Genomic DNA, 23410 nt, shown 5'->3' with positions numbered 1-23410 from the left:
GCGAGTAGAAAAAACAGGTTGCTACATCTATAAGATAATAACCTTATAAACTATTTTATTATGCACACAAAATTCAGCTATCGGGCGGTCATTTGGCTGCTCAGTGTATCGCTATTATGCAGCTTCTGGGAAGCAAAAGCATCCCCTCATAAAGAATTGCAGACGGCAAAGATACAACTAAATTTAAAAAAAGCATCTATTTTAGATGTTTTAAAATCAATTGAAGCTCAAACACAATTGAGCTTTGTTTACAACAACGAACTAAAAACACTGCAAAAGCAAGTTGATTTTAGTTATCAGAGTGAATCAGTAGATAGTGTATTAGAAAAATTAGCTACTGAATACGGAGTGAGCTTCCTACGTATTGGCAATAGTATTTCGGTAAAAGTGAACACTCTAAAATCCTCTACTGACAGACGCCCTATAAAAGGAACCGTAGTAGATGACAAAGGGGTGCCTATACCAGGGGCAAGCGTAGTTGTGAAAGGAACTACCATAGGAGTAGCAACTGATTTTGATGGCAACTTCTCTTTAGAAGTTCCTTCTGACGCTCAAACCCTTATAATTTCTTCAGTAGGGTATCATTCTCAAGAAATTATCATTGGCAAGAACACTCAATTCAAAGTAGTGCTCAAAGAAGATACCACTGAGTTAGACGAAGTAGTGGTGGTTGGTTATGGTGTGCAAAAGCGCGGTGATGTAACTACTGCTATTGCTAGTGTAAAAGCGAAAGACTTGGAAGACAAGGCTGTTACTTCAGTAGCTGAAGCGATGGTAGGTAAAATGCCAGGTGTACACATTGCCCAAAATACGGGGGCACCTGGTGCTAACTTACAAGTACGTGTACGTGGGGTAGGCACTATTACCGCAGGATCAGCTCCTCTGTATGTGGTAGATGGTGTACCTTTAGCTAAAGAAGACCTCAATACCTTTAATAACAATGATATTGAATCTATACAAGTACTTAAAGATGCTTCGTCAGCAGCTATTTACGGTTCACGCGGTAGTAATGGGGTGGTGCTCATCACTACTAAAAAGGGGGCAGAAGGCAAACCTTCCTTCTCTTACAATACTTACCTCTCTATCCAAAACGTCTCTAAAAAGATTGACCTTCTCAACGCCTACGAATATGCCGATTTAGTAAAAGACGCACGTAACAATTCTTATGCTGACCGTATGGAATCTATTAATAAACGCCGTGCTGCACGAAGCCAAGCGCCTATTAGCTTTTCATCAGCTGACGACAACGCTACCCGCCTTAAAAACACTAACAACGACTACAACACTATTATCCCTGTAGAGCTACAACCTTATTTGCAAGGTGTACAAGGGCTTACTGACACCGATTGGCAAGATGAAATTTTCCGCACAGCGGTTATGACTAACCACTCAATTTCAATTTCTGGAGGAACTCCTAACCTAAAGTACTACTCTTCGTTAGATTATCTAAACCAAGATGGTATAGTGATAGGTAGTAACTTCGAGCGTATAGGCTTACGTCTGAATTTAGACGGCAAAGCAGGTATCTTTAAGTTTGGTGCCTCTCTAAATCCCTCATTTGTAAAAGAAAATACTGTAAATGCTAATGGGGCTTATAACTCCAACGGTGGTGGGGTAATAGCATCAGCATTGCATTATGCACCTATCTTCCCTGTATACAATCCTGATGGTACATTCAGCTTTGCTCAAAACGAATGGAGTGCCAGCACTGTTACGATGGTGAACGGCACACGCCGTGTAGGCAACTCACAAACCCAAGCGTGGAACCCTGTAGCCTTAGCACGGCTTACTTCAAATCAAACAAAAGCGAACCGTTTGCTAGGCAAAGTATATGCTGAAGCTGAGTTCACAAAAGGTTTGTCTTACAAGATGGATTTTGGCTTTGACATTTTCTCAGATGCTCAAGGCACTTTCCGACCTTCTACTATTCCGCTTTCCAACACAGCAGGCAATCAGCCTTCTGAGGCCGAAGCTACCTCTCAAACCTCACAACGCTACAATTGGGTATTTGAACAAACCTTAAACTACAACAAAGATTTTGGCGAACATCACCTCAATGCTTTAGGAGGTTGGACAATGCAATACCAACGCGATGAGAGCAATTATATGTTTGCCAACGGATTTATCTCCAATAGTATTCAAACACTGAATGCAGGCACCGTAACGCGTGGAAACTCTCAAGCTTCAGAATGGGCTTTGCTCTCTGCTTTAGCACGCCTACAATATTCTTACAAAAGCAAGTATATGCTTTCAGCGGCTCTACGTGCCGACGGAGCTTCTCGTTTTGGCAATAACAACAAGTGGGGATATTTTCCATCTCTCTCAGCAGGTTGGCGTATCACAGGTGAAGAGTTTATGAAAAATATCACTTTTCTTACTGATCTGAAACTTCGGGCTAGCTATGGTCTCACTGGTAACTTCCGCATTCCTAACTACGGGGCTTTAGGTGAATTTAGTTACTACAGCTATGTACTCGGAGGTTCTTCGCCTGCAGTAGTCAAAGGTATGGGGCCTAGTGCAATTCCTAACCCTAACTTACAATGGGAAAAAACCGCTCAGCTAAACGTTGGCTTTGACGCTTCTCTATGGAAAGGACTCCTAAATCTTGGACTTGATTTATATAATAGTAACACTTACGATTTGCTACTAAATGTACCTATCCCACGCACTACTGGTTTTGCTACCCGTTTGGAGAACATCGGTAAGGTAAACAACAAGGGAATAGAGTTTAACATTTCGAGCAATATCAACTGGGGTAAATGGGGATTTGAACCTTACTTCAACTACTCTAAGAACATTAACACAGTAAAAGCTTTAGGTCCTGGTAATGCCGACATTATCTCTACAGGTTCGGTGCCAAATGCTTACTTCATCACTCGTGTAGGCGAGTCAATAGGGTCTTACTACTTACCTGTAGTAGAAGGTGTATTTAAAAACCAAGCTGAAGTGGATGCTTCTTTGCACTATGTAGACACTCCTAACAATTACGATTTGAGCACTACTCGCCCTGGTGACTTTAAGTTTAAGGATGTAAATGGTGATGGTCGTTTAGATGTGTTGGATACAGACCGTGCTATTGTAGGCAACTATCTACCTAAATTTACTTACGCCTTTGGTACAGGTATCACTTATGAAAACTTTGATTTCAAAGTAGATTTTCAAGGTGTATATGGCAATCAGATTCTGAACCTATCACGCCGCTACTTCTACAATCACGAGGGGAATATGAACAACTATCGTGGAGCCTTGAACCGTTGGAAATCAGAAAGCGATACAGGTAGTGGTATGAATGTGCGCGCTAACCGTGTAAGCAAAGGGCAAAATGCCGTAACTAGCACTTGGCACGTAGAAGACGGTTCGTATTTGCGTATCAAGAATATCACCTTAGGTTACAACCTCCCTAAGGATATCAGTAAGTATTTCAGTAATGTACGCTTGTACTGCAGCATTCAGAACTTGTATACCTTTACAAACTACGAAGGCTACAACCCTGAGGTGTCTAACCGCACCGATGCTACCACCAGCGGCGAAGATTACGGTGTGTATCCTTTGGCACGCACCTTTACTCTTGGTTTAAACTTAAAATTCTAAAACAATGAAAGCAACATATACTTTTATAGCACTTTCAGCACTTTTGCTGAGTGTTTCTTGCAACAAATTTATAGACCGTGAGCCTATCTCGAAGCCTACTGAAAAAACAGCTTTTAAAGAAGCTAAAGACCTTGAAGGGGCAGTAACAGGAATCTATGATGAGCTACAGTCTAAAGACCAATATTCAGGACGTTTTCTCACTTTAATGGAAGTCCGAGCTGACAATGTAACTGATGATAATGCCGCTGCTTTAGCTGGAGTAAATTATGAAATAGAAGCGTTTTCGGAAACTCCTGCTAATGAAAATTTCAAAGCTTCTTGGCTATCGCTTTATCAGATTATATTGCGTGCCAATACTATTTTTGAAAACCTTGACAAGGTAACGATGACTGACACTCAGCGTACCAACATTGCAGGACAAGCAGCTTTCTTACGTGCCCTGACTTACTTCAACTTAGTACGCCTCTGGGGGGAAGTACCTCTTATTACCCAAGTGCAAACTGTAGAACAAGCTCGTAATAACCAGCGTGCTTCTGTAGCCGATATTTATGCCTTGATTATTTCAGATTTACAACGCGCCAAACAGTTACCTACCCAATGGGCAGATAGCGAGCGCGGTCGTGCTACCCGCTATGCGGCTCAAGCCCTTTTGGCTAAAGTGTATGTATACCAAAAACAATATGCCCAAGCATTAGCTGAACTAACACCGCTGGTAACGGCTATCAACAGCGGTAGGGTGATAGGCTTAGTACCCTCTAATGAAACCTTCCCTAACAACCTCAAAACCAGTAAAGATGTGCTATTTGCTGTACAATATCTCAAAGGAGGGGTAGGCGAATCAGTACACCAAAACAACCGTTATCGAAATCAGGATGGCAACAACGTAATTAATTTGCCACAATCGCTATTTGAGACAGGCGACAACCGCAAGGCTTTGGTAGCCCCTACCTCAATGGGTAATCGCCCTTTAAAATACAATGCCGACCGTATAGGCAACGAAACCAGCAGCGACTTTCCTATTATTCGCTGTGCCGAAGTAATGTTGCTCTATGCTGAAGCAGCTAATGAACTCTCTTCTACTCCTACTCAAGCTGCCCTCGATGCGCTAAACGCGGTGCGTAGCAATGCCAATATCGCAACTAAAACCTTAGCCGACTATCCTACTAAGGAGGTTTTCCGCAGCCAAGTGTATTTACAACGTCGCTTAGAGTTGGCTTTAGAATGCGACCGCTGGTTCGACATAGTACGCACAGGTCAGTTTAGCACTCTTTACCCGAGTGTACCTGCTTATCGCCAACTATACCCAGTGCCTTCAGTAGAAATTGAAAACGTAAACAATAAAACAGGTTGGCAAAACCAAGGTTATAACTAACAGATTTAACAAAAATGAAAAAGATAATACTATTATGTTGTGTATTTTTAGGAGTAACTCTAAACGCACAAAAGCAAAAAAAACCTCTTACACTTAAGAATTTTCCTCAAGACAAAGTGATGGTAGTTGCCCACCGCGGTAACTGGCGCGATGCTCCTGAAAACTCTATTTGGGCTATCAAAAAAGCCTACGAAGCTGGTGCTAATATGGCTGAAATAGACCTAAATATCACCAAGGATAGTGTACTTATTTTGCTACACGACCGCGTACTTGACCGTACTACAACAGCTAAGGGGAAACCCTCTGATTACACTTTAGCTGAGTTGAAGAATTACTATCTAAAGGATGGGGCAGGGCACCCTACTCAAATGCGAATTGCTACCTTAGAAGAGGCTCTGCAAGCAGCCCAAGGTAAAATATTTTTAAACTTAGACAAAGGCTTTGATTATTTTGACCTTGTATACCCTTTGGTAAAAAAATATGGAATGGAAGAACAGGTGCTTTACAAAGGCGAAGCTACTTATGAGCAGTTTAACCAGAAGTACGGCAACATCAAGGACAAAATTTGCTATATGCCTATTATTCGTTTGGAAAAAGGACAAGGTTGGGAGATTATTAATGGTTTTGTAGACAATTACCCAGCCTATGGTTTTGAATTTACGGTGGGGGCTACTGAAGAGAAATTGATAGACTTTTCGTCTCTTCGGGAAAAAGGGTATCGTATATGGGTAAACTCGTTATGGTTTGACCATAATGCAGGACATAATGACGACCAAGCTCTTGAAAATCCTGCTGTTTATCAATGGTATATAGACAAAAAGATAAATATCATTCAAACTGATAGAATTAAAGAGCTTGTAGCCTTTTTAAAGTCTAAGAAATTACATTACAAACAATGATAAATTACTTCAAAAAAAGTGCTCCTCAGCCACTGCAAGGCACAGCTGAGGAGCAATCTAAACGCTATCAAAAACTGCGTTGGTACATCTTTTTTTCAGCAACCTTTGGCTATGGTTTTTACTATGTGTGTAGGTTAAGCCTGAATGTAGTGAAAAAGCCTATTGCCGATAGCGGGTTCCTAAGTGAATCGCAATTAGGGATTATAGGTTCTGCCCTATTTTTCTCTTATGCTTTTGGAAAATTGATTAATGGTTTCTTAGCTGACCATAGCAATATCAAGCGTTTTATGAGTGCAGGGTTGCTCATTTCAGCCTTAGCAAACCTTGTAATGGGCTTTACTAATGCCTATTTATTCTTCATCATTTGTTGGGGAGTAAATGGATGGGTACAGTCTATCGGGGCTGCAAGTTGTGTAGTAGGACTTTCTCGCTGGTATAAGAGCAGTGAGCGAGGTAGCTTTTACGGATTTTGGAGCACAAGTCACAACATAGGTGAAGCTCTTACCTATATACTCACAGCGGTTGTAGCTTCTTATTGTGGTTGGCGTTGGGGCTTTCTCACGGCTGCTACAATAGGTTTTGTAGGGGTAGCTATCTTGTACTTTTTCTTTTATGATAGTCCTGAAAGCATAGGTTTGCCTTCAGTGAATGAACAAGTCACTCAAGAAAAGAAAAGTGTGTGGAACGAACAATTAGGGGTAATAAAAAATCCTTATGTATGGCTCTTAGCCTTTGCAAGTGCTTTTATGTATATCTCGCGTTATGCAGTTACCAGCTGGGGACCTTATTATTTTCAGGCGGCTAAGCACTATAGTCTTACAGAGGCAAACCTTTTAGTATCAATCAATGCCATTTGCGGTATTTTAGGTACGGCTTCTTCAGGTTTTGTCTCTGACAAATGGTTCGGCGGACACCGTAATAAACCTGCTCTTATCTTTGGGTTGATGAATGTTACCGCTCTATCGTTGATGCTTTTTGCATCGCAAAGCTGGCTAACTGATATACTAAGTATGGTAATTTTTGGTTTAGCAATAGGAGCTCTTATTTGCTTCTTAGGAGGATTGATGGCTACAGACATCGCTTCTAAACAAGCATCAGGGGCAGCTTTAGGGGTAGTGGGAATAATGAGTTATTTAGCCGCAGGTATTCAAGATATTGCTAGTGGTTACCTAATAGAAGGAAATAAAACTGTAGTAAATGGTGTAACTACTTACGATTTTAGTGCTATATCTGTATTCTGGGTATCAGCTGCTATACTCTCAATGTTATTTGCATTACTTACTTGGAAAAAGACATAAAAACATTCATCCTTCATTACTTTTATAAAGAAAGAGGCTGTCCGAAAAGTTCTTTGGACAGCCTCTTTGTATTAATTGATATATCTGCAAATCTTATTAGAAAAATATTCCTAATACTTCCCGTAACTTCTTCAGAGCAAAAGTAATCTGATTTTCTACTGTGCGTTTGGATATACCATAATGAATAGCAATTTCAGTATTGGTCATTCCTTCTTCACGACTTAGACAGAAGATTTCGCGACAACGCTGTGGTAGAGACTTCAGTACGTTGTTAAGTTTGCTTTGGGTAGTAAAGAAGTTTTCTTGTAGGGTTGCAGGGTCGTCTATAGCAATTTCATCAGTAAGAAGGTCTTCTATGACCTCTATTTGCACTGTATTGAATTTTCGGTCACGTAAATAGTTATAGACCTTATAGCGTACAGCTTGGCGCAGATAGGCATCAATAGCAATATTTTGTATGCTTTTGCAGCGTTTCCAATAGTCAATCCATACTTCTTGTACAAGGTCTTTAGCCGCCTCTTCATCCATTACTATTGATTGTGCATAAATATACAAAGGCTTCCACAGCAAATCAAAGAGTTTTTGAAATGCTAACCTATCACCTTGTTGTATGCGCATATGTAGTGTATGTAGTTCGTCCATAAGTGTTTGTCTGGCAAAGGTATAGTAAATTTATCAGAACTCAAAAACTTTTTTGTTTTGCTGTTTCTCAAATTTGCTGAATTGCTAATTGTTTTGTAGCTTTGCGGCATAAATAATTTTCTAAATGATGAAAAAAATAGTTTTTTCCGCATTAGCTTTGGCTTTTACACTTGATAGCGCAGCACAAGAGGTTGATTCGCTTCCTAAAAAACAGGAGGTTATCCCTACTTTTGCTAAGAAATTAAACATAGATTTATTTTTTAGAGGAGGCGGTATTAGCGATAGCTATACAGATGACTCTAAGAATAGTACCCATTTTGTGATTGATAACGCACGGCTCAATTTGCAGGGAGATTTTAATGAAGACCTTTTTTATAGGGTGCGTTTTCGTCCGAATCTGCCATTCAACGCTACTACGCAAGATGGTGGTACAAGCGCTTTAGACTATGCTTTTTTGACTTACCGCTTTGGGTCTGACCACCAGTGGGATGTGACTGTAGGCAAGCAATTGGCTGCTTTTGGTGCTTTTGAGAAGGAAATCAATCCGTTGTACGAATATATTTTCACTGATTACCTAAACGGGGTGTACAACAATGTCTTTCTTTCGGGGCTTACTCTTGGCTATAAAATCAACAGGGCGCATAAGATAGGCGTGCAGTTGCACAATACGGTGAATACTAATTTTACTGACTTGCTTAAGACTAAAGGGTTTGTAGCAGGCGATTTTAAGGCTTCGAAAGCTCCTATCGGTATGTACCTTTTCTGGAATGCCGATTTGTTGGACGGCAAACTCAAGCTGCGTTATTCTTACAATCTTTCGCAATATGCAGCTAACAACCTAACTCACTCGCTTGCGCTAGGTAACTGGTATAAAAGCGGGCGACACACTCTCTACCTCGACCTTAGCTATACTTATATGGGGGCTGACTATGGGCTTACTGCCTCGCAGCTACTCAGCGCTTATGATGGTTTGGCTAAAGACAATTATCTTATGCAGAAAAACGCTGTATATAAGCGCGCCGTGTCTCGCTACGACTATCAGCTGACTGACCGCTGGAGTTTGTCGGCTAAACTTGGGATTGAGCAGGCGGGTAGTACCCAGCGACTAAGTGAACAATTGCGCACTAACTATATTTATTTTGCGGCAGCACAGTATGCGCCGCTTCGTGGGCAAGACCTTCGTTTCTATTTGGCTTATGTGGGCAACTCCATCAGCTACGATAAGGCTTTGCATTTGAAAAACGAACAAATGCACCGCATAGCCATAGGGGCGTATTATACACTACCAATACTAAAGACTAACAACTAAGATGAAACATATAGACGGTTTTTCTAAACTTACCAAAGCGGAGAAGATAGCGTGGCTTTGCGATACATATTTCCCCGAAGTAGAGAATGCCGCTGCTCTCTTTGAAAGATATCAGAACGCTGATGCTGAACTGCAAAAACTGCACGATGAGTTCATAGAGAATACAGTTTCTAACTATTACCTGCCCTTTGCGGTAGCTCCTAACTTCGTTATCAACGGACGTACTTATACGGTGCCAATGGTTATCGAGGAGAGTTCGGTAGTAGCGGCCGCAAGTAGAGCGGCTAAGTACTGGCAAACGCACGGAGGCTTTCATACAGAGGTGCTCGACACCCAAAAGACGGGACACGTACACTTCTTTTTCTATGGTGAAAAGGCTGATTTGACTGCTTTTTTCGCTCGTGTACAACCTTTGATGCTCGCTAATGCTCAGCCTATCACTGCCAATATGGAAAAACGAGGAGGAGGGATTACTTCGCTTACTTTGGAAGATAAAACAGAGGTTTTGGCACATTACTACCAGCTGTCGGCGACTTTTGAGACCCTAGATGCTATGGGGGCTAACTTTATTAACTCGTGCTTAGAGTCGTTTGCCGATACTTTTAGAGACGAAGCCGATAGAGCCCCCCTACTACAGGGCAAATACGAGGTAGTGATGTCGATACTTTCTAACTACGTACCTAATTGTGTGGTGCGCGCTGAAGTGTTTTGCCCCGTGAAAGACCTTAAGATAGCCCACTTAGAGGGTGAGACGGCAGCACGTAAGTTTGTGCAAGCTCTTGCTATCGCTAATGCTGATGTATATCGCGCTACGACCCACAATAAGGGGATAATGAACGGTATAGATGCGGTAATTCTAGCTACTGGTAACGATTTTCGTGCTATAGAAGCTGGTGCACACGCTTATGCAGCTCGGACGGGACGCTATAAAAGTCTGTCGGATGCGTGGATAACCGGAGATACGTTTCACTTTGCTTTAGAACTGCCCTTAGCATTAGGGACTGTTGGTGGGCTTACAAACTTGCACCCTTTAGTGAAGACTGCTTTAGCTATATTAGAGAAGCCTAACGCACGCGAACTGATGCAGATAGTGGCTTGTGTGGGCTTGGCTCAGAACTTTTCAGCAGTGAGTTCTCTCATCAGCTTGGGCATTCAAAAGGGGCATATGAAGATGCATTTAAACAATATTTTTAATCAGTTAGGGGCGAGTGAAGACGAAAAAAAAGTGCTCACCGCCTACTTTAAAGATAAGACGGTGACGCACAGTGAGGTGAAACGTGAGCTTGAGAAATTGAGAGGATAGTACTGAAATCCTACTTCACTTGGTAATCTTGCTTCTTAGGAGGAACACGACGATCGAAGTTAGGGGTAAGCGATATAATTAAAAAAGTGAAGCAAGTTAAGAATTAATTAACAAATAAGCAAATTTTAAATGCAGAAAAACCTTCTTGACACTACAGTATGGATTGGGAAGATATTTGTAAGAAAAATAATGTAGACAGTTCTTTTCTGAAGGAGTTTAGACCTTCAGCAGGACTCCGCCTACTAAACTATGGCGAGTTCTTAACTGCTAAAGAACGCTTGGCCTCTTATCAGTTAGGGTTTAACTTATTGCCGATTTTCATAGATAACGAAAAGTCTGTAGTAGCAATCTATACTAATGATATTTTCAAGGGGAAAGTAGTGGTGTATGAAGACGAACCTTACCCCGACTTCTCTCCTGATTTTAGAAATATAAACTCTTTTCTGAATGTCTATCATCAGAGCCTCCGAAAGGGAGAGTTTCATCATCTGTACTGTTTAGAATACACAATAGAGTATTCACCAGGGAGAACAGAACCTGAACCACTATTGTTAGAAACCTGCTGGAAATATATAGAAAAAGATATTTTCGCTTCAGACATACAGCGAGATGTAGTCTATAGAACTGCTATCTTCCTCACACCTAATGACCAACGCGAACGCTTATTGCCTTTTATACAAAGTCCGTTTGTAGATGAGCAAAAAAATAGCCGTATAGTAGATGTTGCTCTATACTCCTTAGGAGGGCAGCAACCGTATGCCCCTGCTAAGCCTTTAGTAGAAGCACTACTAAAGAAAAAGGAGTATAAAGAATACTTTCTAAGAGATAATCTTTTTGAAGGCGCTTTCAAAAAGAAGACAATAGACGACGAAGATGACCTATTATCAATGATAGTATTAGCAGTACGCACCGACCGGCAAGCGATGGGCTGCGCTATCGTAATAGCAGCTTTAACCATATTATACATCGCGGCTATCTTTTTGCTTTTCCCTATAGAAAATGCGCTAATGCACCTATTTATACTATTTATTATAGCAATGATTGCCTTTACTATTTTCACTATTAAATAAAAATGAAAAGAATATTACTAAGCCTTGTACTGATAACCGCCATAGCTTGTGGCGATAAAAAAGAAAAGGAAATAGCCGCCATACCAATGCACTTTGAGACTGTGCGGTTAGACTCTTTATTTGTAAAAACCCCCGATGCCGACCTGCCTAAGCTGTGCCGGAAGTATCCTTACTTTTTCACCCCTACTATTAGCGATGAAGAGTGGCGCGAAATTCGCAACGGACTTATCTTCCCTGATGAACCCTCAGTAAACTTGCGTTATGCTGATATTTACAACGAAATACACAAGAGTTTAGGCGACTTTTCAGCTGAAAAGAAAGAGCTAAAACGCCTATTCCAGCATATCAAATACTACTTCCCTAAATTTGAGCCTCCCCGCGTAGTAACCCTTATCAGCAGAGTAGATTATGAGTCGCGAGTGATTTATGCCGACAGCTTGCTGCTAATAGGTGCTGACAACTATTTGGGGGCTAAACATCCTTACTATCAGGAGATGCAGCAGTACATCAGTACTGAGCTCGACAAACAATACCTAACAGTAGATGTAGCAGAGGCATTTGCTAATAGGCTCATACCTCGTGGTGCCCATCTCACCTTTTTAGACAATATGATTTACGAAGGCAAAAAGCTGTATTTAGAAAGTCTTTTGATGCCCGATAAAAAACCGGCAACACTACTAAAATATACTTCTGACCAATACGACTGGGCAAAGGCAAATGAGGCAGAAATATGGCGGTATTTTATAGAAAAGGAGCTACTCTACCAAACTGATAAGAAACTGCTCTCTCGGTTCTTATATCCTGCGCCTTTCTCTAAATTCTATTTAGAGTTAGACAACCAGTCACCAGGACAGATAGGGCGTTATATAGGCTATCAGATTGTGCAGGCTTATGCCGAAAATCACAAAGATACTCCTTTAGTAAATCTATTAGCAATGAAAGCTGACGAACTATTTAAACAATCACTGTATAAGCCTAAATAGTAAACTATTTTTCCCAATATGTCAAAGAACAAACTATGGCTTTAAAACCTTTACAGGGCAAAATTCGTATGTTTTGCTGAAGTGTGCAAATACTTGTCTCATCGTGTTACAGAGTTGTCTCATACAATACAGGCGCGAGCTACAGCTCGCGCCTGTATTGTTCTTATTCTGCTTTGTATTAAACCACAAAAAACAAGAGCCTCAGTTGTTACTGAGGCTCCTGCAATTCCTAATCCTTAAAAATATGAAAAATTTCCTCTATGAAGAAGATCTCGTGGTACCTCCAGGAATCGAACCAGGGACACAAGGATTTTCAGTCCTTTGCTCTACCAACTGAGCTAAGGTACCAGTTGTTTCATTTTTACGGGTGCAAAAGTAATACTTTTTTTGAAACTTGCAAAATATTTCGCGAATATTTTGCAAGTTTTTTATCTACCTTTTTATAACTACTTAATATTCAGGCTTATCATTAGGATACTTCGCCATAAATTCTTCTGCTTTTTTCACCATATTTTCTGATCCACAGAAGAAAGGCACACGCTGATGCAGCTTCTTCGGTTCAATATCCATTATGCGTTGGTAGCCATCAGAGGCTTTTCCTCCCGCTTGTTCAGTCAAGAAAGCCATAGGATTGCACTCGTACAGCAGACGCAATTTACCTTGGGGGGTACGCGTACCTGACGGGTAAATATAAATACCTCCTTTCAGCATATTACGATGAAAATCCGACACTAAAGAACCTATATAACGCGAAGTATAAGGGCGATCCTCTTCTAACGCCTGACAGTACTTTATATAGTCTTTCACCCCTTGTGGAAAGTGAACATAGTTCCCCTCATTTATCGAGTAGATATTGCCGTCTTTAGGATACTTCATATCGGGGTGTGATAGGTAGTAAGTACCGATAGAAGGGTCGAGAGTAAAGCCATTTACCCCGTGCCCTGTGGTGTAGACTAACATAGTAGAAAGCCCGTATACCACATAACCTGCCGCTACTTGCCTATTGCCCGGCTGCAAAAAGTCTTCTAACTGCACTGGCGTACCTACAGGAGTTACGCGTTTGTAAATAGAAAAAATAGTCCCTACCGTTACGTTTACATCTGCATTACTCGAGCCGTCTAACGGGTCAATAAGCACTACATATTTGCTGTTAGGGCTGCTTTCAGAAGCGTTGATGGGTATGAAAAATTCGTTTTCTTCTGAAGCAATACCACATACCACATCGCGCTGAGTGAGTGCACGGATAAAAAGATCGTTGGCAAAAACGTCTAACTTCTTTTGTACCTCGCCCTGCACATTTTCTTGCCCCATATCGCCGAGAATATCCTCTACAAGTCCTGCTTTGTTCACCTCTCGGTTTACTAATTTTGAGGCTAATTTTATAGCACTCAATAGCCGAGAAAATTCTCCAGTAGAATGTTGAAAGTCCTTCTGATGCTGAATGATGAACTCTCCTAAAGTTTGGTGTGTTTTCATTTCGTTATTATTTAATTTATGTTTATTGCTAATTAGCTAATTTATTGAGGTAGAGCTGTATCACATTCTCTAACCCTAAATAAAGTGCCTCGCAGATAAGAGCGTGCCCTATCGATACCTCTAAAAGGTTAGGTATTTGCTTTCTGAAGTACTGCACGTTATCAAGGCTTAAGTCGTGCCCTGCATTGAGTCCTAAGCCTACTTTTTCAGCCTCTTGGGCTGCTCTTACATACGGAGCAATAGCGCCCTTATTGCCTAAGGCATATTCGCGAGCATACCCTTCGGTGTAAAGCTCTACTCGGTCAGCTCCTGTAGCCGCCGCCGCAGTAACCATTGCCTCTACAGGGTCTACAAATAGCGAGGTACGAATGCCATTGCGCTTAAACTCTGCCACTACTTCTGTTAAAAAATCCTTGTGCTTAAGGGTATCCCAGCCTGCATTAGAGGTGATAGCATCTTCGGCATCGGGTACAAGCGTCACTTGGGTAGGTTTTACTTGCAGCACAAGGTCTACAAATTTAGGGATAGGATTTCCCTCTATATTATACTCAGTAGTTACCACCTTCAGCAGGTCGAACGCATCTTGGTAGCGTATATGTCGCTCATCAGGACGTGGGTGAATGGTGATGCCCTCTGCGCCAAATTGTTGCGCATCTTTAGCTACCTGCAAAAGGTCGGGCATATTGCCGCCACGCGCATTGCGCAACGTAGCTATTTTATTGATATTTACACTTAGTTTCGTCATTGTAAAAGTCTGTTTTACGAGTACTATTTTTTCTCTTCTTCGGCTACTTCGGCTCTCAGTATAGAGTCTTGAGCATTAGGGGTTACCCTATAGGCTTTAGGGTCGTTCTGAGGATTAGAGATATTAAAGCTAACCGTATCTTTATCATGTTGGGGTTTGATATTCCCTACGAGCACTTTTTTTATCGATGCCAAATACTTCTCATTATTCTCTATCTCTTGCTGTAGCGAATCTACTTTAAAAAGCAGCCCTAATGTTTCTCTTTTGTTTTCTACTGCCGTATAGCCCAAAATATACTGCCGCAAAGGCGAATAAATGATAAATACAGTAGTAAGAGTGATGAGTATAAACGCAAAAAGCGAACCGAACACAAAAATGTTCATTCTACTAAGTTTAAACGATGTTTTTTCTTCAAAAGTACTATCGTCCATTACTACTAAGCGGTATTTACTTAGCCATTTTCGCTTCCAGTATTCTTTTTTCGATATTTTGTTTATACTCATTACTACCTAATTATCTAAATACTAATTACTCGTTCTATTTGGGGTACAAATTCTCTTATAGTCATTTCTACCCCACTCTTTAGGGTCATTTGGTTTACGGCACAATTGGTGCAAGTACCCTCTAAGCGCACTTTCACTATTTTGTCATCTTCTATATCTACTAACGTAATGTCGCCTCCGTCATTTTGCAGATACGGACGTATTTTGTCAAGGGCGTTTTTTACTTCTTCTCTTAATTCTTCTGAGGTCATTGATGTTTTTTATTAGTTATTACGATTTAGTACTCTGTTAAATCCAATTCTTCAGGATCATTTCTGTTGTCCCAGAAAGCAATAAAACGAATTTCTCCTCTACTCTCTATAATTTTGTAATAAATAGAAAAATTGTGAAGCACTATTACTCTTCTTAATTCCTCATCAACTATTTCAAAATCATATACTCTTTTTCCTATTCTTGGAGTTTGTTTAAGAAGGTTAGAAATCTTTTCAACTTCTGCTTCTATTTTATCACTATAAGACCTTGAAAAAGTCTTTTCCATCCAAAACAACAAAACATCTAAGAATTGCATTTGTGCTCTAGGTACCCATACAATTCTTAATTCAGCATCTTTTGTTCCCATTGATTTATAATTCTCTTGGCTTCTCTCATCACTTCATCGTGAGGTATAAAAATACCTTCTTTTTCTTCTGCTAAGCCTTCTTTTATAGCTTTTAGTGCTCCTTTTGATATTTTTTCAGTAGCACCTAAAATGGGAGAAATAGCTTTCTTTTGTGATTCAACAATCAGTGTGTCCATAATTGTGAATTATTAATTGTTAATTACTACAGCCTGCTGTATTGGTAATTCTGATAGCTTCAGAGGGGGGTAGGTTTTCATTGCGTGCTACCACTTGTTTTACTACCTCTTGTGCTAAGTGCTGAAAGGCTTTTGCTTGTATAGTACTTTCTTGTAGCACTATAGGTCTGCCTGTGTCGCCTGATTCTCTGATACCTTGTACCAAAGGTATTTCTGCTAACAGAGGTACATTTAAGTCGGTAGCGAGGTTCTTAGCACCCTCTTTGCCAAAAATATAGTATTTATTATCTGGCAGTTCTTCAGGGGTGAAGTACGCCATATTCTCTACGATACCAAGTACCGGCACATTGATGTTTTCTTGCTGAAACATCGCTACCCCACGTCTCGCATCGGCAAGAGCTATCTTCTGAGGGGTACTTACTATTACAGCGCCCGTAACAGGCAGTGCTTGCATAATGCTTAAGTGAATATCGCCTGTACCAGGAGGTAGGTCGATGAGGAGGAAATCTAACTCGCCCCAATGCGACTCGAATATCATTTGATTGAGGGCTTTTGATGCCATTGCTCCTCGCCATATCACTGCCTGATTAGCATTGGTAAAAAAGCCTATGGAGAGTATCTTCACTCCGTAATTTTCGATAGGCTGTATAAACGATTTTCCTTCAATTACTACCGACTGAGGGCGCTCGCCTGCTACATCAAACATAATAGGGATAGAAGGACCATAAACATCGGCATCGAGTATCCCTACTTTGAAGCCCATTTTAGCTAATGAGGCTGCGAGGTTAGCCGTTACGGTGCTCTTACCCACGCCTCCTTTGCCTGAGGCTACCGCTATCACATTCTGAATACCTGGTATAGGTTTGCCTTTTATTTCAGGTGTTTCAGGCACGACTACTTTTACATTTACCACCACCTTTGCTTTTTCGTGCACCTCGCCGTGTATGGCTTTCATAATTTCTACTTCGGTGCGTTTTTTGGCTTGCATACTAGGGTTGTTGATAACCACATCTACTACCACCTCATCGCCAAAAACTACTATGTTTTGTACTGCCCCGCTATCTACCATATTTGCCCCTTCACCGGGGGTAGTTATTTTTCTAAGGGCTTCTAATATATCTTTTTTATTAATATTCACTATGTTAATTTTTTAATTTATAAATTCGTAAATTAGTCCATCTGCTAATTCTCTGGATAATGCAGGTTTTCTGCGGTTAGTTTATAAAGCGTTTCTTCTAAATATTTTTTAGCCTCATACTTAGCTATCGGCAGGTTATTGTTATAAAAGTTGCCACACTCTAAGGCTGAAGCCCCTGGTATTTCGCCTTCGAAATCAGCGATGTACTCAAAGAGCTGTGTAATAAGAGGGGCGATATCTTCAGCACTGTAGTCGCCGGCAATAATCAGGTAATTGCCCGTCATACAACCCATAGTCCCCCAATAGATAATCTTATCTTTCCACTCTGGGTTATTGCGCAACCAAGTAGCGGCAAGGTGTTCAATAGTGTGTATTTCAGCACTCCCAAGTACGGGTTCGCGGTACGGAAGTTTCATACGGATATCAAAAGAGGTAAGCGTTTCATTACCTACGTGATCTTTACGCGATACGTATATACCCCTGTTAAGTTTCAAGTGGTCTATACAAAAACTGGCTATTCTTTCCATTAGTAATAAATGATATTTTTGCAAAGATATAAAATAATTAGCAAATTAACAAATTTGAAAAATTAGCCTATCTGCTAATTCACCCATTTGCTAATTTGCTAATTTATTGTTATTATAGCGGTTTTACCAACTCTAAAAACCATTGTTTCACCTCGCCTTGTAAGTGCTTAGCTAACTTCTCTTCGCAAGTTTTGTGATAAGCGTTTAGCCACTGTCTCTCTACATCGGTTAGAAGCGACACGTTGATACCCGATGGCATAAACGGACAAAGGGTGAGGGTTTCAAAATCATAGAAAGTACCAAACTCATTAGTTGTTACCTCGCGTACAGCTACCAAGTTTTCGTGGCGTATACCGTACTGATTTTCTAAGTAGAAACCAGGTTCGTCAGAACATACCATTCCTTTGAGAAGCACCTGTGGATTTAGGTCTTTGCGGATATTCTGAGGACCTTCGTGTACGTTCATAAAGCTACCTACTCCGTGCCCTGTGCCGTGTCCGTAGTCTTTGTGGTTTTTCCAAAGTGCCATACGTGCATAAGCATCTAACTGCACCCCTCTGGTTCCTTTAGGGAATTGCACCATAGCCAACTGAATCATTCCTTTGAGTACCAAAGTACTATCATCAATAAACTGTTGTGATACTTTTCCTAACGGAATGGTACGGGTGATGTCGGTAGTACCCTCTAAATACTGTCCGCCAGAGTCTACCAATATACTGCCCTCAGCGTGTACCTCTTTGCTGCCGTGTTCTGGAGCCGAATAGTGCACTATAGCCCCATTGCCCTGATAACCGATGATACTGCCGAAACTTTCGCCTACGAAGTTAGCGCCAGCAGCACGGAACTCGCGGAGTTTCTTACCGATGCTGTACTCTGTCATAGGCTCTTTACCTACTTGGTGAGTAAGCCAATAAAGGAAGTTTACCATTGCTACCCCATCGCGCTCCATCACGGTGCGGAAACCTGCTAATTCGGTCTCGTTTTTCACCGCTTTCATCAGATTGCCAGGGGCTGGTGCTTGTACTATGCGGTTGTCCTTTTGCAATGCTTCAAAAATAGCCTGATTGGTATTGGCTGCCAAAAGTATATTTTGACCTTTTACGGTAGAAAGATAGTCGTAAAATGCGTCGTAGTCGCGGATGGCAACTTGCGCTTTAGCCAAATGTGCCTCTACCTCTGGGGTTAGCTTTGCTTTATCTACGAAAAGGGTCGCCTCTTTATCGGTTAGCGCTATATAGCCCAAAAACACAGGATTATAAGCCACATCGCTACCGCGTAGGTTGAGTGTCCAAGCCACGTCGTCAAGGGCGGTAATAAGGTGTAATTGTGTGCGTTTTGCTGCCATAGCCTCTCTGATAGCTTTAAGCTTATCGGCTACCGTTTGTCCAGCCCACTTATCGGGGTGTACAAAAATGTGGTGCAAGGGGTCTTTTTCGCGGTTTGTCCAAATAGTATCGAGTAGCGGCTTATGTATTAATTTGAGTCCGTTAGCGTTTAGAGTAGCTTGTAGCTTTTCCCACGCTACGTGCGAAGTTGCCAAAGCATTAACTGCTACGGTTGCTCCTTGAGGGAGTACTGACACCAACCAATCGGCATAATCGGGCGTCCCTTCTACCCCATCTTTAAAGAGGTCGATACCTGAGCCTTTTAGCTCTATAGCCGACTGCACGAAGTAGCGCGAGTCTGTCCATAATCCTGCCTTGTCGCCAGTAATCACTACGAAGCCCGCAGAGCCAGTAAAGCCTGATAACCAAGCGCGTTCGAGCCATTCTTTAGGCAAATACTCACTAAGGTGAGGGTCGGCGCTATACACAACAAAAGCACCGATATTGTTTTCTTGCATTTTAGAGCGCAAGAGGGCTAATTTTTCAACTGTATTCATCGTTTATAGTTTTGTAAATTCATCTTTATTTAGCAAACACCGCTAGGGCAATCGTAACGGCTATTGCTAATACTGAGCCTACAATCCCTAATACCCAATAGATAGTTTTGATTTCGGTTCTAAGGGTTTGAAACTGTAGTTCGTAGGCTTCCTTCAACTGCTGCGTCATCATTTTATAGGCTTCAGTAGATTGCTGCGTCATCATTTTGTTTGCCTCAGTTGATTTTTCTATTGCAAATATTAAATCTTTCATATCGTCATTCATTTTTATTTCTATAATCCGCAATAAGGCATCTCGCTGCTCCTGCGGAATGCGTTCTGTTATTTGAGTAAAGTTGGCAATGTCCATTTCAATTCAAAACTTTATAATCATCAAATTGCTCCGCAAAGTTACAATATATTTTTCTAAAAAGCAAAAAAAAACTTTGCTAAAGAATTTCCTTAGCAAAGTTTTCAGCACGGGTGGAGGGATTCGAACCCCCATCAACGGTTTTGGAGACCGCTATTCTACCCTTGAACTACACCCGTATTTTTAAAAAAGTTTTGAGAGAGAAGCCTCTCAAAACTTTTTAATGTTTAATCTATTTATTAACTTAATTAGTCAAGAATTTCAGTTACCTGACCAGCACCTACGGTACGACCACCTTCGCGGATAGCGAAACGAAGACCTACGTTCAATGCGATTGGTTGTAACAATTCTACTTCAATAGTTACGTTATCACCTGGCATAACCATTTCTACACCTGGTTGTAGGTGGATAGTACCTGTTACGTCAGTGGTACGTACGTAGAATTGAGGACGATAGTTGTTGTGGAATGGAGTGTGACGTCCACCTTCTTCTTTAGAAAGGATATACACCTCAGCTTTGAATTTAGCGTGTGGAGTAACAGATCCTGGTTTGCAGATTACCATACCACGTTTGATATCTTTTTTGTCGATACCACGAAGTAGTAGACCTACGTTGTCACCAGCTTCACCACGGTCAAGGATTTTGCGGAACATTTCAACCCCAGTAATAGTAGAGGTTAATTTTTCAGCACCCATACCGATGATTTCTACAGCCTCACCTGTTTTAGCTACCCCAGTTTCGATACGTCCTGTTGCTACAGTACCACGACCAGTGATAGTAAACACGTCTTCGATAGGCATCAAGAATGGTTTATCGATATCACGAGTAGGAAGTTCGATATAGTTATCTACAGCGTCCATAAGGGCAAGAACAGTATCAACCCATTTCTTTTCGCCGTTAAGAGCACCAAGAGCTGAACCTTGTACGATAGGAGTGTTATCTCCGTCATATTGATATGAGCTCAATAGTTCGCGCATTTCAAGTTCTACAAGCTCTAAAAGCTCTGGGTCATCAACCATATCCACTTTGTTCATAAACACAACGATACGAGGAATACCAACTTGGCGACCTAGAAGGATGTGCTCACGAGTTTGAGGCATAGGCCCGTCAGTTGCAGCAACCACAAGGATTGCACCGTCCATTTGCGCAGCACCAGTAATCATATTCTTTACATAGTCGGCGTGACCAGGACAGTCTACGTGTGCGTAGTGACGAGTAGCAGTTTGGTACTCTACGTGTGAAGTATTGATGGTAATACCACGTTCTTTTTCTTCTGGAGCGTTATCGATTGAATCGAAGCTACGAACTTCTGAAAGACCAGCATCAGCTAAAACTTTGGTAATAGCAGCTGTTAAAGTTGTTTTACCGTGATCCACGTGTCCAATAGTACCAATATTCAAGTGGGGTTTTGAACGATCAAATGTTTCTTTTGCCATTTTAAATAAATTTTAAATCTTAGTTATATAAATGAGTGTTTGATGTGTGTACAAAGGTAAAATGAGCTGATGACGAGATTTGAACTCGTGACCTCTTCCTTACCAAGGAAGTGCTCTACCCCTGAGCTACATCAGCAAAACAAAAAAAGAGCGGGAGACGAGGTTCGAACTCGCGACATTCAGCTTGGAAGGCTGACGCTCTACCAACTGAGCTACTCCCGCAATACATATGAAAAAATAGTGGGGAGAACAGGATTCGAACCTGTGAAGGTATAACCAGCAGATTTACAGTCTGCCCTCGTTGGCCGCTTGAGTATCTCCCCTCAATTAACATTTTTAAACCTATTAAATAATGAACTTTTCTTGAGCCGGCAGAGGGATTCGAACCCACGACCCCGAGATTACAAATCACGTGCTCTGGCCAACTGAGCTATGCCGGCGGTATAGTACCTTTGTTACAGAGTGCAAAAGTATAACCTTTTTTTTAACTACCAAAATTTTTAGTAGTTTTTTTTATTATTTTTTTTCTATTTATTCTCAATAGATTGATTATCAATACCTAACTATAACCCCCTAAGTACTAATTCTTAATATTGTTCTAATACTTTTATACGCTTTTCTATAGGCGGGTGGGTAGCAAAGAGGGCAAAGAAACCCTCAGCTTTATAATCAATAAAGAGCTCTTTTACCTCGTCATTCTGTACCTCCTCAAGGGTAGAGTGCCCTGAAATCTTCCGTAGGGCACTGGCTAATGCCAATGAGTTATGGGTCATCTCTACAGCTCCTGCATCGGCCATATACTCCCTGCTGCGTGAAAGTGCCAACTTGAAGAGTATCGACAAGAAATAAACAACAGCTGCCACAATAATTACTACCACCATTATAAGGGCGCCGCCACCTTTGTCGTCTTTTCTTCTCGACGAAGAAAATGAGGAGTTGATAACACTGCGGAAAGCTATATCGGCAATAGCGGCAAAGATACCCACAAACACAATAGTAACGATAAGCAAGCGCACATCGCGGTTGCGAATATGGGTAAGCTCGTGGGCTATCACCCCTTCGAGCTCTTCATCAGTAAGTCGGTTGATAATACCTCTGGTAAGAGTAACGGCATACGTTTGCTGATTGATACCCGAAGCAAAGGCGTTGAGTGCGTCTGTTTCGATAATGTAGAGCTTAGGCATCGTCATCCCGACGCTCATACACAAGTTTTCGGTAAGGTTGTACACCCGCATATTGTCGCGCCGCTGTAAGGGCTGAGAGTGGGTAGCGGCTTGTATCATTTGCGTATTGAAGAAATACGAAATAACAAACCATATCGCTACTCCTACCACAACAAGAGGGGCTACCGAAATAAATTCGGCATTTGCCCGGTCGAAGTCTTTTAGAGTGATAAACCACAGCACTACATAGGTGCCCGCTAACAACAGTAGAGGGAACGCTAACAAATACAAGATTGACTTTGTATTGTTGAGGGCAATTTGCTGTTGGATGCCACGATACTTCATAAAGGCTTCGCTATTTATTTGAACGAAATTTCTGGTGCTTTATCGAGCTGCTGACGCTGTTCGGTACCTAAATCAAAGAAAGGCTGAACGGTCATCTGTTTGAAACCTGCTACTATATTAGTAGGTATCGACTGAATGGCAGTGTTGAGTTCTTTGGTAGTAGAATTGAAATAACGGCGTACAGAAGCCAATTTGTTTTCGATGTCGGCTATCTCTTGCTGCAAGTGCATAAAGTTGGTGTTAGCTTTCAGGTCGGGATAGGCTTCTACTTGTATGTTGAAAGCCCCCATAGCCGATGACAATTCTTTTTCAGCAGCTATTTTGCTATTGATGTCGGTCGCACTAATAGCTCGGCTGCGCGCTTGGGTCACGCGGGTAAGTACCTCTGCTTCGTGGTCCATATAGCCTTTTACGGCAGCAACCAACTGAGGGATAAGGTCGTAGCGTTGCTTTAGCTGCACATCTATATCAGCAAAAGCGTTTTCTCTGTTATTAGCTAAAGCCACTAAGCGGTTGTTGGTGCTGATGTACCAAACTACCACTATTACTATAAGAGCGATAACAATAATAAGTGCTGTCATATT

General features: G+C 41.4%; 22 protein-coding genes and 6 tRNA genes. 8 read left to right on the top strand and 20 right to left on the bottom strand.

Annotated features, from left to right (window positions below):
• Positions 1-60 precede the first annotated feature (60 nt).
• The 4 genes from C8P65_RS00345 to C8P65_RS00330 are packed head-to-tail and all read left to right on the top strand — an operon-like array spanning position 61 to position 7160.
• Entirely contained in the window at positions 61-3591 is a 3531-nt protein-coding gene (locus C8P65_RS00345; protein WP_107780373.1) for a SusC/RagA family TonB-linked outer membrane protein, read from the top strand.
• Positions 3592-3595: 4 nt separating this feature from the next.
• A complete protein-coding gene (locus C8P65_RS00340; protein ID WP_107780371.1) occupies positions 3596-4963 on the top strand; it encodes a RagB/SusD family nutrient uptake outer membrane protein in 1368 nt (455 codons plus the stop codon).
• 14 nt (positions 4964-4977) lie between these two features.
• Positions 4978-5862 carry a glycerophosphodiester phosphodiesterase family protein gene (locus tag C8P65_RS00335; protein WP_245887259.1) on the top strand — a complete coding sequence of 295 codons (885 nt, stop codon included), beginning with the start codon at positions 4978-4980 and terminating at the stop codon, positions 5860-5862.
• A complete protein-coding gene (locus C8P65_RS00330; RefSeq protein WP_107780369.1) occupies positions 5859-7160 on the top strand; it encodes an MFS transporter in 1302 nt (433 codons plus the stop codon). Before C8P65_RS00335 ends, C8P65_RS00330 begins: the two co-directional genes overlap by 4 nt.
• Positions 7161-7256: 96 nt before the next feature.
• Here C8P65_RS00330 and C8P65_RS00325 read toward each other — a convergent pair whose 3' ends face one another.
• A complete protein-coding gene (locus C8P65_RS00325; RefSeq protein ID WP_107780367.1) occupies positions 7257-7802 on the bottom strand; it encodes an RNA polymerase sigma-70 factor in 546 nt (181 codons plus the stop codon).
• A 124-nt stretch (positions 7803-7926) separates the two neighbouring features.
• On the opposite strand from C8P65_RS00325, the gene C8P65_RS00320 reads away from it, so the two are divergent.
• The 4 genes from C8P65_RS00320 (at position 7927) to gldB (ending at position 12467) form a co-directional block, all read left to right on the top strand.
• The gene (locus C8P65_RS00320) at positions 7927-9111 is read left to right on the top strand and encodes a porin (RefSeq protein ID WP_425430547.1); all 1185 of its coding nucleotides are present in this window, start codon (positions 7927-7929) and stop codon (positions 9109-9111) included.
• Between the two features lies 1 nt (position 9112).
• Complete coding sequence (locus C8P65_RS00315) at positions 9113-10414, top strand: hydroxymethylglutaryl-CoA reductase, degradative (RefSeq protein ID WP_107780363.1); 1302 nt, start codon at positions 9113-9115, stop codon at positions 10412-10414.
• Positions 10415-10572: 158 nt separating this feature from the next.
• Positions 10573-11484, top strand: a complete 912-nt coding sequence (locus C8P65_RS00310) for a hypothetical protein (protein ID WP_107780361.1) — start codon at positions 10573-10575, stop codon at positions 11482-11484.
• Positions 11485-11486: 2 nt separating this feature from the next.
• Positions 11487-12467 (top strand): gliding motility lipoprotein GldB, encoded by a 981-nt coding sequence (gldB, locus tag C8P65_RS00305; RefSeq protein ID WP_107780359.1) that lies wholly within the window; start codon positions 11487-11489, stop codon positions 12465-12467.
• 275 nt (positions 12468-12742) lie between these two features.
• On the opposite strand, the gene C8P65_RS00300 is transcribed toward gldB, so the two are convergent.
• The 19 genes from C8P65_RS00300 to C8P65_RS00210 all read right to left on the bottom strand — a co-directional run bounded on the left by C8P65_RS00300 (position 12743) and on the right by C8P65_RS00210 (position 23407).
• Positions 12743-12815, bottom strand: a tRNA-Phe gene (locus C8P65_RS00300).
• 102 nt (positions 12816-12917) lie between these two features.
• Entirely contained in the window at positions 12918-13943 is a 1026-nt protein-coding gene (gene fbp / locus C8P65_RS00295) for a class 1 fructose-bisphosphatase (protein WP_107780357.1), read from the bottom strand.
• Positions 13944-13971: 28 nt separating this feature from the next.
• Entirely contained in the window at positions 13972-14688 is a 717-nt protein-coding gene (locus C8P65_RS00290) for a pyridoxine 5'-phosphate synthase (RefSeq protein ID WP_107780355.1), read from the bottom strand.
• 23 nt (positions 14689-14711) lie between these two features.
• Entirely contained in the window at positions 14712-15191 is a 480-nt protein-coding gene (locus tag C8P65_RS00285; RefSeq protein WP_107780353.1) for a peptidase M23, read from the bottom strand.
• Positions 15192-15205: 14 nt separating this feature from the next.
• Complete coding sequence (locus C8P65_RS00280; RefSeq protein ID WP_107780351.1) at positions 15206-15442, bottom strand: NifU family protein; 237 nt, start codon at positions 15440-15442, stop codon at positions 15206-15208.
• Positions 15443-15468: 26 nt separating this feature from the next.
• Positions 15469-15810 (bottom strand): plasmid stabilization protein ParE, encoded by a 342-nt coding sequence (locus tag C8P65_RS00275; RefSeq protein WP_107780349.1) that lies wholly within the window; start codon positions 15808-15810, stop codon positions 15469-15471.
• Positions 15786-15986 carry an antitoxin gene (locus C8P65_RS00270; RefSeq protein ID WP_107780347.1) on the bottom strand — a complete coding sequence of 67 codons (201 nt, stop codon included), beginning with the start codon at positions 15984-15986 and terminating at the stop codon, positions 15786-15788. The genes C8P65_RS00275 and C8P65_RS00270 overlap by 25 nt, the downstream gene beginning before the upstream one ends.
• 19 nt (positions 15987-16005) lie before the next feature.
• Positions 16006-17124 carry an Mrp/NBP35 family ATP-binding protein gene (locus tag C8P65_RS00265; protein ID WP_107780345.1) on the bottom strand — a complete coding sequence of 373 codons (1119 nt, stop codon included), beginning with the start codon at positions 17122-17124 and terminating at the stop codon, positions 16006-16008.
• A gap of 44 nt (positions 17125-17168) precedes the next feature.
• On the bottom strand, positions 17169-17651 hold the full coding sequence (locus C8P65_RS00260; protein ID WP_107780343.1) for an S-ribosylhomocysteine lyase: 483 nt from the start codon (positions 17649-17651) through the stop codon (positions 17169-17171).
• A 112-nt stretch (positions 17652-17763) separates the two neighbouring features.
• Positions 17764-19533, bottom strand: a complete 1770-nt coding sequence (locus C8P65_RS00255; RefSeq protein ID WP_107780341.1) for an aminopeptidase P family protein — start codon at positions 19531-19533, stop codon at positions 17764-17766.
• A 25-nt stretch (positions 19534-19558) separates the two neighbouring features.
• Positions 19559-19882 (bottom strand): hypothetical protein, encoded by a 324-nt coding sequence (locus tag C8P65_RS00250; RefSeq protein WP_107780339.1) that lies wholly within the window; start codon positions 19880-19882, stop codon positions 19559-19561.
• A gap of 108 nt (positions 19883-19990) precedes the next feature.
• Positions 19991-20061, bottom strand: a tRNA-Trp gene (locus C8P65_RS00245).
• A 69-nt stretch (positions 20062-20130) separates the two neighbouring features.
• A complete protein-coding gene (gene tuf / locus C8P65_RS00240) occupies positions 20131-21318 on the bottom strand; it encodes an elongation factor Tu (RefSeq protein WP_095913815.1) in 1188 nt (395 codons plus the stop codon).
• Positions 21319-21382: 64 nt separating this feature from the next.
• A tRNA-Thr gene (locus C8P65_RS00235) sits at positions 21383-21454 on the bottom strand.
• A 13-nt stretch (positions 21455-21467) separates the two neighbouring features.
• Positions 21468-21540, bottom strand: a tRNA-Gly gene (locus tag C8P65_RS00230).
• Positions 21541-21559: 19 nt separating this feature from the next.
• A tRNA-Tyr gene (locus C8P65_RS00225) sits at positions 21560-21641 on the bottom strand.
• Positions 21642-21684: 43 nt separating this feature from the next.
• A tRNA-Thr gene (locus C8P65_RS00220) sits at positions 21685-21758 on the bottom strand.
• A gap of 147 nt (positions 21759-21905) precedes the next feature.
• Positions 21906-22826 carry a M48 family metallopeptidase gene (locus C8P65_RS00215; RefSeq protein WP_107780337.1) on the bottom strand — a complete coding sequence of 307 codons (921 nt, stop codon included), beginning with the start codon at positions 22824-22826 and terminating at the stop codon, positions 21906-21908.
• A gap of 14 nt (positions 22827-22840) precedes the next feature.
• Positions 22841-23407 carry a LemA family protein gene (locus C8P65_RS00210; RefSeq protein ID WP_009390202.1) on the bottom strand — a complete coding sequence of 189 codons (567 nt, stop codon included), beginning with the start codon at positions 23405-23407 and terminating at the stop codon, positions 22841-22843.
• Positions 23408-23410: the final 3 nt, after the last annotated feature.

Source organism: Capnocytophaga leadbetteri (assembly GCF_003054025.1).
Lineage (GTDB): Bacteria > Bacteroidota > Bacteroidia > Flavobacteriales > Flavobacteriaceae > Capnocytophaga > Capnocytophaga leadbetteri.
This window is presented reverse-complemented; position numbering and strand designations above follow the sequence as displayed.

What these genes read in the sequence shown, in the direction of transcription:
- C8P65_RS00210 (WP_009390202.1), bottom strand. Translation starts at nt 23,407, where the DNA reads ATGACAGCACTTATTATTGTTATCGCTCTTATAGTAATAGTGGTAGTT.
- tuf (WP_095913815.1), bottom strand. Translation starts at nt 21,318, where the DNA reads ATGGCAAAAGAAACATTTGATCGTTCAAAACCCCACTTGAATATTGGT.
- C8P65_RS00345 (WP_107780373.1), top strand. Translation starts at nt 61, where the DNA reads ATGCACACAAAATTCAGCTATCGGGCGGTCATTTGGCTGCTCAGTGTA.
- C8P65_RS00280 (WP_107780351.1), bottom strand. Translation starts at nt 15,442, where the DNA reads ATGACCTCAGAAGAATTAAGAGAAGAAGTAAAAAACGCCCTTGACAAA.
- C8P65_RS00285 (WP_107780353.1), bottom strand. Translation starts at nt 15,191, where the DNA reads ATGAGTATAAACAAAATATCGAAAAAAGAATACTGGAAGCGAAAATGG.
- C8P65_RS00335 (WP_245887259.1), top strand. Translation starts at nt 4,978, where the DNA reads ATGAAAAAGATAATACTATTATGTTGTGTATTTTTAGGAGTAACTCTA.
- C8P65_RS00310 (WP_107780361.1), top strand. Translation starts at nt 10,573, where the DNA reads ATGGATTGGGAAGATATTTGTAAGAAAAATAATGTAGACAGTTCTTTT.
- C8P65_RS00325 (WP_107780367.1), bottom strand. Translation starts at nt 7,802, where the DNA reads ATGGACGAACTACATACACTACATATGCGCATACAACAAGGTGATAGG.
- C8P65_RS00260 (WP_107780343.1), bottom strand. Translation starts at nt 17,651, where the DNA reads ATGGAAAGAATAGCCAGTTTTTGTATAGACCACTTGAAACTTAACAGG.
- C8P65_RS00340 (WP_107780371.1), top strand. Translation starts at nt 3,596, where the DNA reads ATGAAAGCAACATATACTTTTATAGCACTTTCAGCACTTTTGCTGAGT.
- C8P65_RS00275 (WP_107780349.1), bottom strand. Translation starts at nt 15,810, where the DNA reads ATGGGAACAAAAGATGCTGAATTAAGAATTGTATGGGTACCTAGAGCA.
- C8P65_RS00315 (WP_107780363.1), top strand. Translation starts at nt 9,113, where the DNA reads ATGAAACATATAGACGGTTTTTCTAAACTTACCAAAGCGGAGAAGATA.
- C8P65_RS00320 (WP_425430547.1), top strand. Translation starts at nt 7,927, where the DNA reads ATGATGAAAAAAATAGTTTTTTCCGCATTAGCTTTGGCTTTTACACTT.
- C8P65_RS00290 (WP_107780355.1), bottom strand. Translation starts at nt 14,688, where the DNA reads ATGACGAAACTAAGTGTAAATATCAATAAAATAGCTACGTTGCGCAAT.
- C8P65_RS00330 (WP_107780369.1), top strand. Translation starts at nt 5,859, where the DNA reads ATGATAAATTACTTCAAAAAAAGTGCTCCTCAGCCACTGCAAGGCACA.
- C8P65_RS00250 (WP_107780339.1), bottom strand. Translation starts at nt 19,882, where the DNA reads ATGGACATTGCCAACTTTACTCAAATAACAGAACGCATTCCGCAGGAG.
- fbp (WP_107780357.1), bottom strand. Translation starts at nt 13,943, where the DNA reads ATGAAAACACACCAAACTTTAGGAGAGTTCATCATTCAGCATCAGAAG.
- gldB (WP_107780359.1), top strand. Translation starts at nt 11,487, where the DNA reads ATGAAAAGAATATTACTAAGCCTTGTACTGATAACCGCCATAGCTTGT.
- C8P65_RS00215 (WP_107780337.1), bottom strand. Translation starts at nt 22,826, where the DNA reads ATGAAGTATCGTGGCATCCAACAGCAAATTGCCCTCAACAATACAAAG.
- C8P65_RS00255 (WP_107780341.1), bottom strand. Translation starts at nt 19,533, where the DNA reads ATGAATACAGTTGAAAAATTAGCCCTCTTGCGCTCTAAAATGCAAGAA.
- C8P65_RS00270 (WP_107780347.1), bottom strand. Translation starts at nt 15,986, where the DNA reads ATGGACACACTGATTGTTGAATCACAAAAGAAAGCTATTTCTCCCATT.